Source organism: Acidovorax sp. Root267 (assembly GCF_001429215.1).
Taxonomy (GTDB): Bacteria; Pseudomonadota; Gammaproteobacteria; order Burkholderiales; family Burkholderiaceae_C; genus Acidovorax; species Acidovorax radicis.
This window is the reverse complement of sequence record NZ_LMJC01000032.1, coordinates 45,282-63,580: the sequence shown is the minus strand read 5'-3', so window position 1 is coordinate 63,580 and position 18,299 is coordinate 45,282. Positions and strand designations below refer to the sequence as shown.

Here is an 18,299-nt window from a genome sequence, read left to right as displayed (position 1 = left end):
TTCACTGCTCCACGGCTTGGGTGGTGGTGGCGTCGTCGGCCACAGCAGCAGCCTGTGCGGCCCCGGCCTGGGCGTTGCGGTTGCCGCCCAGCAGCGCGGCACCGATGAAGTCGCCATTGGTGGGCGGGGGCGCGATGATGACCTGGATCTTGTCCGAGAGTTTGTCGGCCAGCGTCTTCTGGATGAGCAGCGGGTGTTTGGTCACCAGTGCGCCTTCGCGGGCCATTTGCTCGGCATTGACCTTGCCCACGCGGTCCATGCGGTAGGCCTCGGCCTCTGCCAGCTTCTGGCGGGCGTCGGCTTCGCCGTTGGCTTCGATGCGGCGGGCCTGGGCGCTGCCTTCAGCGGCTTTGACGCGGGCCACACGTTCGGCTTCAGCTTCGAGCTGGCGCTGCTCAATCTGGCGCTGCTTGAAGGGCAGCACATGCTTCATGGCCTCTTCCTGGGCCTTGGCGGCGATGACTTGCTCACGCGCAGCGGCTTCGGCGGCCACTTCGCGGCGCACCTTGTCGGCGTTGGCGTCCAGTTCGGTTTCACGCACGCGCTTGTCTTTCAGATCCAGCGTGTAGCGCATTTTTTCGGACGCCAACTCTTCGGCCAGCAGGCTGTCCATGCCCCGGCGGTATTCGGCAGGCAGGTCCACCTTGCCGATCTGCAGGCTGCGCAGCGTCACGCCGTCGGCAGCCAGGCGGGCGCGCAGTTCGGTTTCGATGATTTGCGAAATCTCGGCGCGCTTGGACGAGAAGATTTCGCGCACCGTGTAGCGGGCAAAAACCTTGTAGACCAGGCCCTGCACGGCGGGCTCCACGATGTCGACACCCACGTTGTCGGGCAGGTTACCAGCCTTGACGGCGGGCGAGTTGGGGTCCAGGGCGTAGCGCACGCTCAGGTCCAGGCCCAGCGACAGGCCTTCCACCGACTGCAGCGGCGCGCTGCCCGTGGCCTGGCGCATGGCTTCGGGGCGGTAGCTCTGGTCACGCAGCGAGAACACGCGCACCGTGTGCAGGCCGGGCACCACCCACACGCTGCCATCACGCCAGAGGCTCACGGCACCGGTGAACTGGTTCAGGCGCACGCCCAGGTCGCCTTGTGCCAAGTGCTGCACCGGCGGGTTGCGGACCACCATCAGGCCTGCGGCGGCCACCACAGCGCCAGCGGTCAGCCAGCGCACGGTGCGTGCGGTGGGCAGCAGATAGGCCCAGTTCAGTCGAGGGCCATCGGCACCGCATGCATCGGCCGCCACAGAGCTTTGCGATTCAGCGTCCAGCACGGGCTCCGTGCCTGCTTCGGACAACGGGGTAGAGCGACGGCCCTTCAGGGTCTGCACGATGCGGTTCCAGGTGGCTTTCATGGTGTTTCTCTCTCGGGTTGGTTCGGTGTTGTTGTCGTTTCTGAGCTGCCGCTGTGGCTTGCTCATTGAGGACCGATTGTTCGGATCCACCCCGGAAGCAACAATGCGGCGCAGCCCCCAATGCGCTCACGCCGCCCGCACGAACCTTCCGGCCCCGGAAGAAAAACTCACACCGGCCAGAACCGGCCACCGGGATAATCTGCCCACCCTCTACTGCCCCGCCCTGCCCATGACCCGCATTGCCGTGATCGAAGACGACCTGCCCACCAGCAACCAATTGGCCGGGTGGATACGCAGCGCCAAGAGCGGCATCGTCATCGACCAGTGGTTTACCCGTGACGAGGCCGAGGCTGCGTTGGCCCGCGAGCACTACGACGCGGTGGTGCTGGACATTGAGTTAGGCCGCGAGCGCCATGCAGGCGTGGCCCTCATCAACGCCATCAACAAGCTGCGCCAGGGCACGCCGGTGCTGGTGGTGTCCGCCATGCCTGCGGCCATCTACCGCAGCATCATGAAGGCGCTGGACGCGTGGGACTACCTGCAGAAAACCACGTTCGAAGAGGCCGATTTCATCGAGACCTTTCTCGACATCCTGCGTACCACACAGGCCCACGCCCCAGCCAGCGCGCCCCCCGCCCCCGTGGGTGATGCGCTGGTGCTGGACCCGCTGTGGCAGCGCACCCCCACTTGGCGCGGCGAGCGCATCAACCTGCCGCTGACGGCCCAGCGCATCCTGGCCACGCTGCACCAGCGCAGTGGCGAGGTGGTGTCGTATGACGAGCTGTTTGAGGTGGTGAAAAGCGGCCGCAACCGCGACAACGTGCGCAAGCATGTGAGCACCATCCGCGAGGCGTTGCGTGAAGTCGATCCTGGGTTTGAGGGAATAGAAAACGCGCCCATGCGCGGCTTCCGCTGGGTCGGTAAATGAAGCGCCTGCTGCGCCGCCCCGCGCTGGAAATGCCCCGGCTGGGCCTGCCCGCGTTCCGCCTGCGCATTCTGGTGCGCGGGGTGTTCGTGCTGCTGGCACTGGCCACGGTGGTGCTGAGCGTGGTGGTGCTCAAGGACGAAAAGGAGCGCGCCTGGCAGGCCTACCAGCATGGATTTGTGCGCAGCCAGGCAGAGGTCATGGCGCGGCTGCGCCACCCCTCGGGTCAGTTGGCGCTGCTCAACGCCAGCCACCTCGGCCAGGGCGTGACGCCGCTGGCGCCGCTGCTGCTGCCCTACGCCGCCATCGACTTTGACGATCCCCAAAAATCGCAACAGGCCGTGGAGATGGCGGGCTGCTCCGTGCAATACCCCGATGGCGCCTCGGTGTGCGCGGCGATTGGCAACAACCCCTATGCAGGCGGCTTCATCTACCTGGTGGGCAGCTTCTATGCCGGCGAACTGACGCCCCGCGAGCGCGGCGCCTTGGTGCCCGCCGAGGCACACCGTGCACGCATCACCCTGGACATGCGGGGTGCCACCTACCGCTGGGTGGCGCCGTATGAGGCCATGCCCCCACAGGGCAGCGCGGCTGTGCGTGGGCGCCTGACGGGGTTTGTGGACAACGGCACGCCTCAGCTCGACGCCCGCGCACGGCCGGTGCGCGACTTTCGCGGCTGGCTGTGGCAAAACGGCCAGTGCCGCGATCTGCCGCCCCCATCGGCGCAACAACCCTCTGGCGGGGCCGCCATAAACCCCGACTGCCTGCGCCGCACCCACTACTCCATCCGCCTGCCGGTCGAACTGTTCCGCGAAGCGCTTTTCCGCAAGGACGAGCGCCTGGTCTGGCCGCCGGAAGACTTGGGGCAGATGCGCGTGCGGGTGGAGATGCTGGCACCGGGCGAAGACAACAAACCACTGTTTGACAGCGACGCGCCCGGCGCGCAGCTGGCCGCATCGCTGGGCGACCTCTCGCGCAGCCTGTTGCCGGGCGAACGTGTGCAGATCCGCAAAATGGGCAGCGACGAAGCCAGCGCCATCACCCTCAAGGGCATTGAGGTACAGGCCGAGCCGTCCGCGCCCTGGCTGCTGCGCCTGATCCGCTGGCTGCCGCTGGAGGCCGCAGGCGTAGGCCCGGCAGCAGCCACGCCCGCCGCCCCTACAGCCCTGGACATTCTGGACACGCCCACGGGAAACTACGTGGTCAACTTCACCGGCCACCTGCGCGGCGTGGAGCAGGGCCTGGCCGCTGTGGCCACGCGCCTGTCGTGGTACCTGGGCGCCATGCTGGCCGCCATTGCGCTGGCTTGGCTGGTGGTGGAGGTGGGCCTGATCCGCCGCGTGACGGCCCTCACCCGCCGCGCCGCCGCCGTGTCGTACAACGTGCAGCCCGGCCACACCGGACCCCGGCTGGGCGACCTGGATGTGTCGGACCTGCGCGGCTCGGACGAGCTGGGCATTCTGGCCGGGGGCCTGGCCGACCTGCTGCAGCGCGTGAAGGACGACCTGCAGCGCGAGCAACTGCGCGCCCAGCAAGAACGCGACATGTGGCACGCTGTGGGGCACGAGATCATGTCGCCCCTGCAGTCGCTGATGGCGCTGAACGGCCCACAAGACCCCGGCCACCGCTATGTGCAGCGCATGCAGCAGGCCATCCACGTGCTCTATGGCACAGCATCGCCCGCCGAAGCGCTGCAGGCCGCCGATGTGCCCGAGGGCCGACTGGACCTGGATGCCTTCTTGCGCAACGTGGCCGACAACGCCCACTTTGCGGGCATTCTGGATGTGGTGTACGACCTGAGCCCAAGCCACCCTGGCCCGGTCATCGTGCGGGCCGATGAGTTTGCGCTCGAAGACGTGGTGACCCACATCTTGCGCAATGCCGACCGCTATCGCCCCACGGGCAGCCCGATCAGGCTGACGCTCACGGCGTCGGAATCCACCGCCAGCGCTACGCTGCACAACCAGGGCTCCACCATTGCAGACGAACTGCTGGAGCGGATTTTTGAACTGGGCGTTTCCGACCCCGCCAGCCCCACACCGCTGGGCGAGGGCGAGCACCGAGGCCAGGGGCTGTTTGTGGCCAAAACCTACATGGCCAAGATGGGCGGCACCATCAACGCGCGCAATACGGCAGATGGCGTGGCCTTCGTTCTGACCTTTCAGCGCCTGGGCTGACCAAGCCCGAAACGCGCGTCCCGCGCACGGCAGGGGGCGGCACTGTCCGACAGGGGCGCACAGCAGCGGGGCCTACCCTGCAGGCTTACGTTCAGACCACCGTCTGCGATTGCCCCAGGAGCCCTTTCATGAAACGCATTCCCTTTGCCACCTCCCTCTTCACCGCCGCCTTGCTGCTGGCCTGCGCAGGTGCATCCGCGCAAACGCCACCTCAAGACGCGCGGGCACGCTATGAGCAAGAGCGGGAAAAGTGCATGACCAACAACACACAGGACAGCTTGGCCACCTGCCTTCGCGAGGCCAATAACGCGCTGGATGCTTCCCGCAAGGGCGATCTGAGCAACCCTGGAACCGCCGCGACCAACAACGCCACCCAACGCTGTGCGGCGTTCCAGACCGCCGCCGATCAGGCAGATTGCATGCGCCGCGTGCAGAGCAGCCCGGCGAGTGGTTCGGTGTCCGGCGGCGGCGTGTTGCGCGAATCGACCACGACCACCATCACCGTCCCTGCTCAGCAGTAGCCTGGCCTCACAGCACGCGCGGGCCCATCACAACGGTAGCTGCGCAAAGTCTGCGCAGCGGCTCAGGAGGTCACCCCAGTTCTGCACGCATCGCGTCGATGACACCTCGGTAATCCGGCTTGCCAAAGATGGCGCTGCCCGCCACAAAGGTATCAGCACCCGCATCGGCCACGCGGCGGATGTTGTCGGTCTTGATGCCGCCATCCACTTCCAGGCGGATGTCCTTGCCCGAGGCATCGATGCGCTTGCGCACTGCTTCGATCTTGCGCAGGGCTGAATCAATGAAGCTCTGGCCCCCAAACCCGGGGTTGACGCTCATGATGAGAATGAGGTCGATGTCGTCGATTACCCAGTCCAGCACATCCAGCGGCTCGGCCGGATTGAACACCAGGCCGGGCTTGACGCCCTTGGAACGGATGGCCTGGATGCTGCGGTGCACATGGCCCGAAGCGTCGGGGTGAAAGCTGATGTAGTCCGCACCGGCGTCGGCAAAGGCAGCGGCGAGGGCGTCCACCGGCTGGATCATCAGGTGCACGTCAATCGGTACGGCCACACCGGCGGCGGTCTTGGCATGGGGCTTGAGCGCCTGGCACACCATAGGGCCGAAGGTGAGGTTGGGCACGTAATGGTTGTCCATCACGTCGAAGTGGATCCAGTCTGCGCCAGCGGCAATGACATTGCGCACCTCTTCACCCAGGCGGGCGAAGTCGGCGGAGAGGATGGAGGGGGCGATTCGGAATGTGCGGCTCATCCCCCAATTGTCGCAAAGCGCAGAAGGTCAGGGGTTTTACCCCATGGACATGCACTTTTGGAGAATCTCCACGGTTACCATTCGCCCCATGCCAAAGTACCAGTTTGACGTGGAAGTGCTGCCCGAATACCTGCCCGAGCAGTCTGCGCCGGACACCGGGGTGTTCAGCTTCGCCTACACCATCACCATCACCAATTCCGGGGACGCGCCCGCGCAGCTGATTTCGCGCCACTGGATCATCAGCGATTCCCGGGGCCACACCGAAGAGGTCAAGGGCTTGGGCGTAGTGGGCCACCAGCCGCTGCTCAAGCCGGGTGAATCGTTCCAGTACACCAGCGGCTGCAGACTGCGCACCGCCAGCGGCACCATGCACGGCACCTTTCACTGCGTGGCCGAAGATGGCGAGCCCTTCAATACCCCCGTACCCCTCTTTGTATTGGAAGCGATCAACCACGGCCCCTCGGGTGAGCCGCTGAGTGGACGGGTGCTGCATTGAAGAGTCGCCCCCACGCTCCCCACTTCGTGTGGTCGCTGCCCCCCGAGGGGGCCGCTTTTCATCTTGGGGCGGCCCGGCGATGAAAAACCGCGCCAATACCGACCTGGCCAGCCTGCTCGCGGCGCTCGACCCCACGGCCGGCCTGGCCCATCGCCACCTGTGGCTCATCCACCTGCTGGACTGGGTGCGTGGCCAGCGGGACTCGGTTCCGGCGTCCGTGGGGCGGGTGCAGCTTTTCATCGACGCCATCGCCGCCCGGCCCGACCTCCAGCAGCGGCTGCAGTCCTGGTGGGCTACGCTGGTGGACCAGGTCGATGTCACCACCTTGTTGGCGGACTTTGGCTTTGCGCCCCGCACTGCGCTGGTCAGCGAGATCGCCGAGCGCCTGCGCACCAAGTTGCTGCCGGGCAGTCCCGAGACCATCGATGCCTCCGAGCTCTTCATGCTGGCCCTGCCCAGCGCTTTTGACGCCCAGTGGCTTGCGGCGCTCGACGAAGCCCAGCTGAACCGGCTGGTCGACCTACTGGCCCCCGCCGGTGGCAACGACAGCCCCGGTGGGGCTACGCGCTGGCACCGTGCCTTGCTCGACGCGATCACCTACTGTGCGGGGCAGATTCTCTCGACCGGCTTTGCCCCCGAGCTGCGGTTGCGCATGAGCGAATCCGCGCGCGAGGCTCAGCCCTTTCATGCACTGATCCGCGATGTGGAAAGCCTGCGCGTGGAGGTGCTGCATGCGCTGCGCACGCCTGACCGTCTCAACGAGTCGGCCCAGCGCCTGCGCGAGCGCCTGGAGGCCTGCCGCGCGGCGGCGGCCACCGTGTATGCGCATTTCGAAGACAACGGCATTTCGGTGGGCCTGGTGTTCCGCCTGCGGCAGCTGCGCGAACGCATCCTGCGCGTGCGGGAGTTGCTCGATTGTCTGCTGTCGGCCCAACCGGCCGTCACGGCGGCGCAGCTCATGGCGCACCTGGTGATGGTGGGGCAGGAGCGGCGCAGCCTGCGTGCACTGCTGGCATCCAATTCCTCGCTACTGGCGGCCAAGGTGGCCGAGCGCAGTGCCGAGACAGGTGAGCACTACATTACCCGCACGGGCACCGAATACCGCTCCATGCTGCGTAAGGCGGCGGGCGGCGGCGCCCTGATGGCGTTCACCACACTGGCGAAGTTCGGCCTCTATGCGCTGGCACTGTCGGCGTTCTGGGGTGGCTTCATGGCGGGCATCAATTACGCCGTGAGCTTTGTGCTGATCCAGCTGCTGCACTTCACCGTGGCCACCAAACAACCAGCCATGACGGCGCCGGCCATGGCAGCCAAACTCAAGGAACTGGGTTCAGGCAGCGCCATCGAGGCGTTTGTGGACGAGATCACCCACCTGGTGCGCTCCCAGGTGGCGGCCGTGCTGGGCAATGTGCTGGTGGTCTTCCCGGCCGTGCTTGCGCTCGCCACGCTGATTGCCCTGGCCACGGGCGGCCCGGCCATCAGCCTGAAGGAGGCCGAGCATGTGTTCGCATCCCTGCACCTGCTCGGGCCTTCGCTGTTCTTCGCAGCCTTTACCGGGGTGCTGCTGTTTGCGTCCAGCATCATTGCGGGCTGGACAGAGAACTGGTTTGTGCTCCACCGCATGGACTCGGCCCTGCACTACAACCCGCGCATCACGGGGCTGTTGGGCACCGAGCGCGCCGCGCGTTGGGCCCGCTTCCTTCGCGAAAACCTCTCGGGCCTTGCTGCCAACGTCTCGCTGGGTTTCATGCTCGGCCTGGTACCCGCGTTTGCGGCGTTTTTCGGGCTGGGGCTGGATGTGCGCCACGTCACGCTGTCCACGGGCCAGGTCGCGGCAGCCAGCGCCACACTGGGCCTGCAGGTCCTGCATTTGCCGGCGTTCTGGTGGGCCGTGGCCTCGCTGCCATTTCTGGGGGCCCTGAATGTGTCGGTGAGTTTCTACCTGGCCTTCAGCCTGGCGCTGCGTGCGCAGAACGTCAGCGGTGTAGACCGCTCGCGCATCTACGCAGCAATTCGCGCCCGCCTGCGCAGCGCGCCCCTGAGCTTTTTTGTGCCAGAGCGGACGGCCGGCGCGGGGGTATCGTCACAGGTCTGAACCCGGGCAACCGCCGCATCTGTCCTACACGGCCGGAGTGTTTCGGCCTGTAAATTCGGGGCACCAACGCCCAAGCGCACCCCCTCCCCCCTGCGGAGGGCCTGTGCGCCGGCCCTTTCACACCAACGGGCACCGCCCGTCTGACGCAGAGGTTCCATGACATGAATGAAATCCTGAGCTTCTGGGCGCAGTGGCTGCGCCCCTCAGCCGGGTTGCCCACGGTGCAATGGTCACTGCTGTTGGCCGTGGCGGCCATGGCAGGCTATCTCACGCAGCGCCATACAGGCCTGCCCAAGGTGCTCGGTTATTCGCTGGTGGGTACCGCCGCCGGGCTGGCCGGGTTCAGCGGGGCGGTGTGGCCACTGCAGGGCATCGGCCTGTTCCTGCTGGAGCTGGGCATTGCCCTCGTCCTCTTTGAATGTGGCGGCCGCATTCCGCTGCGCTGGTTTCGCCACAACCCCATGGTGTTGGTGCAGAGCATTGCCGAATCGGTATTGACCTATTTTGCCGTGTACTGGGTGCTGGTCTGGCTGAACCTGCCCACCCAGGTGGCCGGCCCGTTGGCCCTGGTGGCCTTGGCCGCCTCGCCTGCCGTGCTCACCCGCGTGGTGGCCGACACCCGCGCGGCGGGCCCGGTCACCGAGCGCGCCATCGTGCTCACCACCTTGTCCACGCTGTATGCGCTGACACTGGGCAGCGCCAAGGCCGAGCTGATCAACCGCCAAAGCCTTACCGTGGTGGAGACCGTGTACCCCGTGATGGTGGTGCTGGGGGTCTCCATCATCGTCGCCGCCGTGCTGGCCCTGGTGCTGCGCATGGCGCTGCGCTTCATGAGCCCCACGAGCGAAAACACCTCCATGCTTTTTCTGGCGCTGGTGGCGGCGGGCACCGCCGTGGCAGCGCACATGGGAGGCTCAGCCCCCCTGGCCGCGTTGCTGGGCGGCATGCTGCTCAAGCAGCTCAACCCCCGCCCCTGGGCCTGGCCGCGCCAGCTGGGCAACGCATCGTCGCTGCTCACCATGCTGATGTTCGTGCTGGTCTCCACCGTGGCTGCGCAGGCCGACTGGAGCGCCCCCGTGGCCGGCGTGGTGCTGGCCCTGATTGCCGTGCGCCTGGTGGCCAAGGCCACCGGCGTGGCACTGGGCAACGTGGGCAGCGGTGCGAGCTGGAAGCAGGCGCTGTGGGTGGGCTGCGCGATGACACCGATGTCGTCCATCGCACTCTTGATCGCCTCGCAGTTCGTGCTGGCCTCGCCCTCCACCGGCCATGTAATTGCCGGTGTGGCGTTGCCTGCCATTTTGCTGATGGAAGTCCTGGGCGCCGTGATTGCCACCGTGGCCATTTACCGTGCGGGCGAAAGCTCGAAACCCTGGGCGCCACTGACCCGTGGCCACAACGGAGAGAACAGCCGTGAGTCTTGAAGCCTTCAACCATTCCGAACCGCTGACGCTGGGCGTCGAGTTGGAGTTGCAGCTCGTCAACACCAACGACTACGACCTGGCCCCCTACGCCGAGGACATGCTGCGCCTCATGAAGAAAACCCCGCTGCCCGGCAGCGTGGTGCCCGAGATGACGAACAGCATGATCGAGATTTCCACCGGCATCTGCCACTCGGCCAGCGAGGTGCTGGGCCAGCTCACGCCCATCCGCGATGCGCTGGTCAAAAGCGCGGACAAGCTCAACATTGCCGTGGTGGGCGGAGGCACGCACCCTTTCCAGCAGTGGCACGAGCGGCGCATCTACGACAAGCCGCGTTTTCGCGAGCTGTCCGAGCTGTATGGCTACCTGTCCAAGCAGTTCACCATCTTCGGCCAGCATGTGCACATCGGCTGCCCCGACGCGAATGCCGCACTGCTCATGCTGCACCGCATGTCGCGCTACATCCCGCACTTCATCGCGCTGTCGGCATCGAGCCCCTACGTGCAGGGCCAGGATACGGCCTTTGACTCGGCGCGGCTGAACTCGGTGTTTGCGTTTCCGCTGTCAGGCCGCGCTCCCATGGCTCTGACCTGGGATGACTTCACCACGTACTTCGACAAGATGACGCGCACCGGCGTGGTCAAGAGCATGAAGGACTTCTACTGGGACATCCGCCCCAAGCCCGAGTTCGGCACGATCGAGATCCGCGTGTTCGACACGCCGCTGACCATCGAGCGTGCCGCCGCACTGGCGGGCTACGTGCAGTCGCTCGGCGCATGGTTTCTGGCCGAGCAGCCCTTCATGCCCGCCGAAGATGACTACCTTGTGTACACCTACAACCGCTTCCAGGCCTGCCGTTTTGGCATGGACGCGGTGTATGTGGACCCGGCCACCGGCGACCACATGCCGCTGCGCGAGCACATCCTCAAGACCATGGACAAGATCGCCGGGCACGCCGCCGTGCAAGGCGCTTCGAGCGCCATGCACATGCTGCGCACCGAAGCGGAAGCGGGCCAGAACGATGCGCGCTGGCTGCGCGAGCGCCAGCGCGAAGAGCAACTGCTGGCCGAGGTCAGCCGCCAGGCGGCGCAGCGCTTTCGCGGCGCGCCAGCCTGAACGCCTCGCCTCGGATCCGCACCTTCACGCCGCCAGCGCCAGTTTGCGCGCCTGCTGCGTGCGCCCGCCATAGCCCCAGTCGCTGGCGGGCAGCTCACGCACCACCACGTAGCTGGCGGGGGCCAGCGCGCCGTCACCAGCCAGCTGGCGCTGCAGTTCAGCAAACGCGGCCTGGATGAAGGCAGCCTTCTCCTCCTGCGTGTTCGTGCCTTGCGTGATGCTGATCTCCAGCAACGCCGTGGGCTGCTCGACCGGCACACCACCGATGTGCCAACGCGCAGCGGGCAGGTCGTCAATGACCACCGCCGTCACCTCACGGCGCTTGCCCAGCAGGTGCACGGTCAGGTCAGTCAGCGCGCTGGCCAGTTGCCGGTAGCGCTCGGGGTTTTGCAGCGGGGCCAGTTTTAGAACGAGGGTTGGCATGGTGTTTTCAGCTCCGGGGTGGAAGGGTTCGTTGGCGCGGCTTCATCCGTCCGCGCGAGGTGGAAAACCCGGCGGGCCATGCGCAGGAACCCGCGCGCCACCCAGGCATGGGCGGCGCGAATCGCCTCCTGGCGCAACTGCCGTGCGTGGCGCCTGGCCTCATCGTGCAGGCGCCGGTAGTCGTCGGGGTGCAGGTGGGGTTGCATGCGCATTCCTTTCGGGGTGAAGCCACTGTAGGCAGCGCCAGGCGCGGCGGAAACCGCCCACGGTGCAAGACCGTTTTGCACGGATCGCAAGGGTGTCTCTGCATAAATCGAGCGCGGCGATTCGTGCAGGGGCTCCCAGGCCCCGCCGTTACCATTGCCCGATGCGCGATATCCGCTTTGATGACATGCACCTGTTCGTGCGCGTGGCCGACCTGGGCTCGCTCTCGGCGGTAGCGCGCGAGCGCGATGCGCCCGTGAGCCAGGTCTCCCGCACCCTGGCGCGCATCGAAAAGGCTTGTGGCGCACGGCTGCTGCACCGCACCACCCACGGCCTCACGCTCACGGCCGAAGGGCAGACCTTTCTGGACTACTGCCGCCGCCTCACCGGCACGCTCGACGAGCTGGAGGGCGAGTTCGCCCAGCAAAGTGGCCAGCCCAGCGGCTGGGTGCGCGTGGCGTCCAGCTCGGTGGTGGCCGAGCACCTGCTGATCCCCAGCTTTGACAGCCTGCAGCAAAAGCACCCGCAACTGCGTGTGGAACTGGTGGTGGACGACCGCATGGCCGACATGGCGCAGGGCGGCATCGACATCGCCATTCGCACCGGCCCACCGCTCACCGACACCGTGGTGGCGCGACCGCTGGGCAGCTTGGCACGCGCCCTGTACGCCACGCCCTGCTACCTGCAGGCACATGGCATGCCCCAGCGCCCCGACGATCTGCGCCAGCACCGGCTCATCACCAACAGCGCGGTGGCGTTTCTGAACCACTGGCCTTTCCAGATCAATGGCGAACCGCATGTGCTGGTGGCCGAGGGCCACTGGCGCTCGGGCAGCACGGCCATCACCGCGCGTTTGGCGCTCCAAGGCCTGGGCATTGCGCGCCTGGCCACGGTGGTGGCGGAGCCCCTGGTGCGCCAGGGCCTGCTGGCGCCGGTGCTGGCCGACTGCGTAGACCTGCAGCCCAGCCCCATCCATGCCATCACACTCACCCGCAGGCACCGTCTGCCCAAGATCCAGGCCTGCATCGACCACTGGGCGCAGTGGTTTTCCGCCGCAGCGCCGAGCGCCTGAGCGGGTTCGCGCCGTTTTCTTCCTCTGATTCTTTAGGACCGCACCGTGGGTGAATTCGACCTGATTGCACGTTACTTCACGCGCCCCGCGCGCCCCGGCGGTGCCGTGGCCTTGGGCGTGGGCGACGACTGCGCGCTGCTGGCGCCAGCACCCGGCATGCAGCTGGCCATCTCCAGCGACATGCTGGTGGCGGGCCGCCACTTCTTTGCGGACGTGGACCCCGAAGCCCTGGGCCACAAGGCGCTGGCCGTGAACCTGTCGGACCTGGCGGCCTGTGGCGCGCGCCCGCTGGCGTTCACATTGGCCTTGTCCTTGCCCCGGGTGGATGAGGCCTGGCTGGAAGGCTTCTCGCGCGGGATGTGGGCGCTGGCCGATGCCCACGGCTGCGAGCTGGTGGGGGGCGACACCACGCAGGGCCCACTCAACATCTGCATCACCGTGTTTGGCGAGGTACCCCCCGGCCAGGCCCTGCTGCGCAGCGGCGCGCGGCCCGGCGACGATATCTACGTGAGCGGCACCTTGGGCGACGCCCGCCTCGCGCTGGAAGCCCTGCTGGGCCACCCCCCCCTGCCCGCCGACGTGCTGGCCCGCGCGCGCCAGCGGCTGGAGCGCCCCACCCCGCGTGTGGCCCTGGGCCTGGCCCTGCGCGGCGTGGCCAGCAGCGCCATGGATGTGAGCGACGGGCTGCTGGGCGACCTGTCGCACATCCTCAAGGCCTCAGGTGTAGGGGCCCGGATCGACACGCACATCACTTCAAAACTGATAGCTGCTAGCGCTTATCCATCAAGCGCTAGCGGCCCACTTGATGCTGAATTTATCCACCAATGCACGCTGGCAGGCGGCGACGACTACGAGCTGGCCTTCACCGCCCCGCCCGCGCAGCGTGACGCGGTGGCCGCCGCGTCGCAGGCAAGCAGCACGCCCGTCACCCGCATCGGCACGGTGCTGGCCACACCTGGCCTGCAACTGGTGGATGCACAGGGCCAACCGGTAGACAAGCGCTACGCCTCGTTTGACCATTTCCGGTAACGGGCAGCCGTGACCAGCAAAACTTTTTTCGCGACCCATGAATCCTTTTGCGAAACCCGTGGCTCTTGGTGGTGGAGGCGCCCTGTGTTGGCACCTCCTTCAACCGACCAAGGAGCCAATTCCCATGCTGTACCGCAAAAACATCACCCGCCCCGAAAGCCTGCTGCGCGTTGTGGGGGGCGTCGCCCTCATCGCCGCGGGCCTCTGGTGGCTGGCCGCATCGCCGCTGGGACTTGCGCTGGCCGCCTCGGGCGTGGGCAGCATCCTGAGCGGCGCATTCGGCTACTGCCCCGCCTGCGCCATGGTGGGCCGCAAGCCTGTTGAATGACATGAAACAACACCCCCCTGAGTCGCTTCGCGCCTTCACCTCCGCTCTCACGCTGTGCGTGGGCAGGGGACCGCAGCCAGCGCGGCGGGGCGGCCCTTGCGCGGCTGCCCGCGCAGGGGTCGCACCGGTTTCACAGGCTGCGGGTGGCGCAATGCGCTGTGGAAGACCAAAACCATGACCGCACCCACACTCGCCCAGCTGCTGCCCGCCGCGCGCAGCGGCGACGCCGTGGCGATGGAGCAGCTGCTGCGCCTCACCCGCCCCGACATCCGTCGCTATGCGCTGCGCCATTGCGCAGCCACCACGGCCACCGACGACGTGGTGCAGGAGGCGCTCATCATCGTGTACCGCCGCGTGGGCGCGCTGCGCGAGGCGGCGGCGTTTGGTGGCTGGGTGGTGCGCATCGTGCAGCGCCTGTGCATGCGGCCGATGCTGGCGTGGCTCAAGGCCGAGCCACTGGCGCAAGTCGAAGACAACCTCGCCTGGTCGCACCGCCCCGACCATGAGCTGCGCCACGACCTCGCCCTGGCCATCGATTCGCTGCCACCGATCTACCGCGATGCCCTCCTGATGCGCGACTTCGAGGAACTCACGATCGAGGAGATGGCCGGGCGCCTGGGCACCACGCGCGAGGCGGCCAAGAGCCGGCTGCACCGTGCCAGGACCCTGGTGCGCGAGTACCTGCTGCCGCCTGCGCAAGCGGGTCGCTGAGGCCCCGTCAGGCAATCGGCCCTGCTGCGCAATAGTTCACGCAGCGGGCTCCGGGCTTGCGCGCGGCCCGTGCAACAAGGTGCAACATCGCGCTCCATGGCTTATACCTACCTGTTCTTCCAGCCCGCAAGGTTGCCGCTGTCCACCGACGAGCTCTCACCCGACACGGTGCTGGTGCTGCGCGACATCGATCACATCAAAACATCGCTCGCGCAGATGGTGCCCGGCCTGGAATGGGCCCTGCCCACCTGGGGCCACGCCACGGTGCTGGGCCACGGGGTGGAATTCCATCTCCCCGAAGACGTGTCCGAAGGCCCGCTCGCCATGCACTGCTCGCTGCGCACCGACTACACCCCGTGGGTGCAGTCGCTCTGCGACACGCTGGGCTGGCTGGCATTCGACGAACGGCCCATGTGCCTGCAACCTCACGGCCCACCGTTCATGGCCTGAAAAGCCAGGCCTCACGCAAGCTCCGGCGCGAAGCCTACTTCGCAATGATGGTCAGCAGCTCCTCCCGCGTGGTCGGGTCGGCCATGTATTTGGAGTAAAGCGGGGCCATGCGCCGCACGAAGGGCGAGACGTCCTTCACGCGCACGAACTGCGAGCCCTGCTTGGCGGTGGTCTCCAGCGCCTGGGCCACGCGCTTGTTCCACAGCTCGCGCATCAGCAAGGCCGACTGCGCACCCGCGTCGGCAAAGGCCTTGCGGTCCTCGGCCGAGAGCTTGGCCCACAGCGCGGTGGACACCACCAGCGCCTCGGGCGAAATCACGTGGTTGGTCACATACACGTTTTTGGCCAGCTTGTAGTGGCCGGTGGACTCGTACGACGGCATGTTGTTCTCGGCGCAGTCGATGGTGCCTTTCTCGAAACCGCCCAGCACCTCCTTGAAGGGCATCGCCACCGGCTTCGCATCGAGCAGCTTGACCATCTCGGTATAGATCTCCGACTGCTGCACTCGGATGGAAGCCCCCGCCAGGTCGCGGATGGTGGCGGGCGAGCGGTGGGCGCAGTAGAACGAACGCCCGCCACCGTCGTACCAGCCCAGCACCACAAAGCCGGCCGATTGCAGGTTGGCGGCAAAGCGCTGCCCCAGAGCGCCGTCCAGGTGGCGAAACATGTGGGCCGAGTCGGTGAAGAGGAACGGCAGGTTCAGCACCTTGATGCCGGGCACCGCATCGGACAGCGGGCCCGAGCTGAACTCGGCGATGTCGATCTCGCCGCTCTTGAGCATCTGCACGGCCTTGGGCTGATCGCCCAGGGTGGCGTTGGAGAACACCTCGATCTGGTAACGCCCCTGCGTGGCCTTGCCCACCTGCTGCGCAAAGCTTTTCATAGCCTCGGTGACGGGGTAGCCGTCGGGGTGGATGTTCCACGCGCGCAGCTTGGTCTGGCCCCACGCAGCGCCTGCGCACAGCAGCGCCGCCACCAACAACCCACCCACTCTCAGTCCCTTGTGCATGTTTGTCCCTCCATCCTGTTGTTGTGCAATGCATTGTTAACGTCATCATCTGACGTCGTACAAATAATCACAAATTTCTACACCGAATCCAAGGCGGCGCAAGATCGCGCCCTCGTAGGTACAAAGGTTTCCAACTGATCTTTGAAAAACCGAATACTTCCAGTATTCATGCGGCTTTCAAAGGATTTTTGACCCAACGCAACAGCCCCTTCGCGCCCGATTTTGCGGCTACCAGGCCATCTGCCTGATTGGGGTAAACGCCAGTGATCGGATGAAAACACGCGCCCAAAATCCGCGCCAAGTTGTACGACGTCTGTTGTCAAGGCGCCGTGTGGCCCGGGCCGATTGCCTTGGTGGCAGCAGGGCGCGCCCGCTTCTCCCTTTCCAGAACCCTTGCCATCCAACGAGGAGACATCCCAATGACGATGAAGCGCAGAGACTTCACCCTGAGTGCCCTGGCCCCCCTGCTGCTGAGCGCCTGCGGCGGCGGCAGCGACGACCCCGCGCCCACCTTTCCGCCCGGCCCCAAGGCCGACGCTGCCGACGCCCTGAAGCGGGCCACGCACTACATGGACGACACCGTGTCCTACCAGGGCGGCTACGTGTGGTCGTACTCGCCGGACCTGAAGCAGACCTTCGGCGAGATGGAGGCCTACCGCACCATGTGCTGGATCCAGCCGCCGGGCACGCCGTCGGTGGGCCATGTGTACCTGGACGCCTACCACGCCACCGGCGACGAACGCCACTGGCGCGCGGCCGAACGCACCGCCACGGCCATCATGGCCGCGCAGCACAGCTCCGGCGGGTGGAACTACATCCACGACTTCGCGGGCGAGGCGTCGCTGAAAAAGTGGTACGACACCATCGGCAAGAACGGCTGGCGGCTCGAAGAATTTCAGCACTACTACGGCAACGCCACATTCGACGACGCGGGCACGGCCGTGGCGTCGCAGTTTCTGCTGCGCATGTACCTGGAGCGGCGCGAGGCCCGCTACCTGCCGGCCGTGCAAAAGGCCATCGACTTCGTGCTCAACGCGCAGTTCGGTCCCGAGTACGGCGTGGCCAATGGTGGCTGGCCGCAGCGGTTCCCGCACTTCCCAGGCGCCGTCAGCAGCATGCCGCTGCCCAACGCATCGCAGTTGCCCGCCGGTGCCAAGGCCGGCATGGACGACGGCGACTACACGCTGCACGTGACCTTCAACGACGACGTGATGGGCGAGAACATCAAGTTCCTCACCCTGTGCGTGATGGCGCTGGGCGAGACGCGCCTGATCGCCCCCATCAACCGCGCGATGGAGTGCATGCGCCTGATGCAGCAGCCCGGCCAGCAGGCCGGCTGGGGGCTGCAGCACCTCTCCCGCGAGAAGGACGGCCGCCCGGCCGGATCGCCTGCAGGTGCGCGCAGCTACGAGCCCCGCTCGCTGGCCACGCACACCACCCAGACCAACATCCGCCAGATGTTCAACTACTTCCAGCTCACCGGCGACCGCAAGTACCTGGCGCGCCTGCCCGAGGCGATTGCGTGGCTCAAGAGCTGCCCGCTGCCGGCCGACGCCGCCACGGTGAACCCGCTGCTGGGCGGTGGCCGCACCCACCCCACGTTTGTCGAGCTGGGCACCAACGACGGCCTGTACGTGCACCGCTACGGCTCCAACATCCACAACGGCGCCTACTACTACGACAAGAACTACACCAACACCGTGAGCCACTACTCGGCCGGCCGTCCCATCGACATTGCTGGGCTGGAGGCCACGTACGCCAAGCTCAGCGGCATGACGGACGCGGCCGTGGCCGAGCTGGCGGCGCGCTCGCCGCTCAAGGTGACAGGCGGCGGCAAAGCGCTGCCTAAATACTTCTCGATCCGCGAGGTGGACTTTCCGGACCTGTTCACCGGTGCAGTGATGGCCACCCCCGCGGTGCCCGAATCCGAAGTCGCCACGCTGCTGACCGAGCTGGGCACCCGCAACTACTGGACATCGCCCGTGCCCGAGATCGTGAACCCCTACCTGGCCGACGGCCCCACCGCCCCCTACACCGGCACGGCCTACCGCAGCAAGCACGTGGGCGATGTGTACGACACCTCGCCCTACCCGGCCGACAACCCGCCCGAAGTGCCGCCGTACGTGAAGAAGGACAAGCCCCAGTTCATCGTCACCGCCGAGTGGATTCGGCGCATGGGGCGGCTGATCGCGTTCGTGGCACCGGTGGCGTGACCAATCGCT

The 18,299-nt window shown here is 66.7% G+C and carries 18 protein-coding genes; 13 read left to right on the top strand and 5 right to left on the bottom strand.

The features are described 5' to 3' along the window. Position 1 precedes the first annotated feature (1 nt). The gene (locus ASE39_RS22315) at positions 2 to 1,351 is read right to left on the bottom strand and encodes an SPFH domain-containing protein (protein ID WP_057272676.1); all 1,350 of its coding nucleotides are present in this window, start codon (positions 1,349 to 1,351) and stop codon (positions 2 to 4) included. A gap of 229 nt (positions 1,352 to 1,580) precedes the next feature. Between ASE39_RS22315 and ASE39_RS22310 the strand changes: the two genes are divergently transcribed. From ASE39_RS22310 to ASE39_RS22300, 3 genes are all read left to right on the top strand, one after another. Further along, positions 1,581 to 2,279, top strand: coding sequence for a response regulator (locus tag ASE39_RS22310; protein ID WP_057272583.1), 699 nt, complete (start codon positions 1,581 to 1,583; stop codon positions 2,277 to 2,279). Continuing rightward, positions 2,276 to 4,453 (top strand): HAMP domain-containing sensor histidine kinase, encoded by a 2,178-nt coding sequence (locus tag ASE39_RS22305; protein ID WP_057272582.1) that lies wholly within the window; start codon positions 2,276 to 2,278, stop codon positions 4,451 to 4,453. The genes ASE39_RS22310 and ASE39_RS22305 overlap by 4 nt, the downstream gene beginning before the upstream one ends. A 128-nt stretch (positions 4,454 to 4,581) precedes the next feature. Next, on the top strand, positions 4,582 to 4,974 hold the full coding sequence (locus tag ASE39_RS22300; protein ID WP_010466395.1) for a hypothetical protein: 393 nt from the start codon (positions 4,582 to 4,584) through the stop codon (positions 4,972 to 4,974). Between the two features lie 70 nt (positions 4,975 to 5,044). On the opposite strand, the gene rpe is transcribed toward ASE39_RS22300, so the two are convergent. After that, a complete protein-coding gene (gene rpe, locus ASE39_RS22295; protein ID WP_057272581.1) occupies positions 5,045 to 5,725 on the bottom strand; it encodes a ribulose-phosphate 3-epimerase in 681 nt (226 codons plus the stop codon). Positions 5,726 to 5,813: 88 nt separating this feature from the next. On the opposite strand from rpe, the gene apaG reads away from it, so the two are divergent. The 4 genes from apaG to ASE39_RS22275 all read left to right on the top strand — a co-directional run bounded on the left by apaG (position 5,814) and on the right by ASE39_RS22275 (position 10,851). After that, positions 5,814 to 6,221, top strand: coding sequence for a Co2+/Mg2+ efflux protein ApaG (apaG, locus tag ASE39_RS22290; protein ID WP_010466397.1), 408 nt, complete (start codon positions 5,814 to 5,816; stop codon positions 6,219 to 6,221). Between the two features lie 79 nt (positions 6,222 to 6,300). Further along, a complete protein-coding gene (locus ASE39_RS22285) occupies positions 6,301 to 8,316 on the top strand; it encodes a site-specific recombinase (RefSeq protein WP_057272580.1) in 2,016 nt (671 codons plus the stop codon). Positions 8,317 to 8,477: 161 nt separating this feature from the next. Further along, on the top strand, positions 8,478 to 9,737 hold the full coding sequence (locus ASE39_RS22280; protein ID WP_010466399.1) for a cation:proton antiporter: 1,260 nt from the start codon (positions 8,478 to 8,480) through the stop codon (positions 9,735 to 9,737). Then, the gene (locus tag ASE39_RS22275) at positions 9,727 to 10,851 is read left to right on the top strand and encodes a YbdK family carboxylate-amine ligase (RefSeq protein WP_010466400.1); all 1,125 of its coding nucleotides are present in this window, start codon (positions 9,727 to 9,729) and stop codon (positions 10,849 to 10,851) included. The genes ASE39_RS22280 and ASE39_RS22275 overlap by 11 nt, the downstream gene beginning before the upstream one ends. A gap of 24 nt (positions 10,852 to 10,875) precedes the next feature. Here the strand turns inward: ASE39_RS22275 and ASE39_RS22270 are convergent, their stop codons facing one another. After that, complete coding sequence (locus tag ASE39_RS22270) at positions 10,876 to 11,274, bottom strand: tautomerase family protein (RefSeq protein ID WP_057229976.1); 399 nt, start codon at positions 11,272 to 11,274, stop codon at positions 10,876 to 10,878. Continuing rightward, on the bottom strand, positions 11,256 to 11,480 hold the full coding sequence (locus tag ASE39_RS22265) for a hypothetical protein (protein ID WP_140426335.1): 225 nt from the start codon (positions 11,478 to 11,480) through the stop codon (positions 11,256 to 11,258). The genes ASE39_RS22270 and ASE39_RS22265 overlap by 19 nt, the downstream gene beginning before the upstream one ends. A 161-nt stretch (positions 11,481 to 11,641) precedes the next feature. Here ASE39_RS22265 and ASE39_RS22260 point away from each other — a divergent pair, with 161 nt between their 5' ends. The 5 genes from ASE39_RS22260 to ASE39_RS22240 all read left to right on the top strand — a co-directional run bounded on the left by ASE39_RS22260 (position 11,642) and on the right by ASE39_RS22240 (position 15,068). Continuing rightward, positions 11,642 to 12,550, top strand: a complete 909-nt coding sequence (locus ASE39_RS22260; protein ID WP_057272579.1) for a LysR family transcriptional regulator — start codon at positions 11,642 to 11,644, stop codon at positions 12,548 to 12,550. 45 nt (positions 12,551 to 12,595) lie between these two features. Continuing rightward, a complete protein-coding gene (thiL, locus tag ASE39_RS22255) occupies positions 12,596 to 13,579 on the top strand; it encodes a thiamine-phosphate kinase (RefSeq protein WP_057272578.1) in 984 nt (327 codons plus the stop codon). Between the two features lie 124 nt (positions 13,580 to 13,703). Next, positions 13,704 to 13,907: a DUF2892 domain-containing protein gene (locus ASE39_RS22250; RefSeq protein WP_010466405.1), complete on the top strand. Its 204-nt coding sequence runs from the start codon at positions 13,704 to 13,706 to the stop codon at positions 13,905 to 13,907. A gap of 174 nt (positions 13,908 to 14,081) precedes the next feature. After that, the gene (locus tag ASE39_RS22245; protein WP_057272577.1) at positions 14,082 to 14,618 is read left to right on the top strand and encodes a sigma-70 family RNA polymerase sigma factor; all 537 of its coding nucleotides are present in this window, start codon (positions 14,082 to 14,084) and stop codon (positions 14,616 to 14,618) included. A gap of 96 nt (positions 14,619 to 14,714) precedes the next feature. After that, positions 14,715 to 15,068, top strand: coding sequence for a hypothetical protein (locus ASE39_RS22240; RefSeq protein WP_057272576.1), 354 nt, complete (start codon positions 14,715 to 14,717; stop codon positions 15,066 to 15,068). Between the two features lie 34 nt (positions 15,069 to 15,102). Here the strand turns inward: ASE39_RS22240 and ASE39_RS22235 are convergent, their stop codons facing one another. After that, the gene (locus tag ASE39_RS22235; protein ID WP_010466408.1) at positions 15,103 to 16,077 is read right to left on the bottom strand and encodes a TRAP transporter substrate-binding protein; all 975 of its coding nucleotides are present in this window, start codon (positions 16,075 to 16,077) and stop codon (positions 15,103 to 15,105) included. Between the two features lie 419 nt (positions 16,078 to 16,496). On the opposite strand from ASE39_RS22235, the gene ASE39_RS22230 reads away from it, so the two are divergent. Continuing rightward, positions 16,497 to 18,290, top strand: coding sequence for a pectate lyase (locus tag ASE39_RS22230; RefSeq protein WP_082615545.1), 1,794 nt, complete (start codon positions 16,497 to 16,499; stop codon positions 18,288 to 18,290). Positions 18,291 to 18,299: the final 9 nt, after the last annotated feature.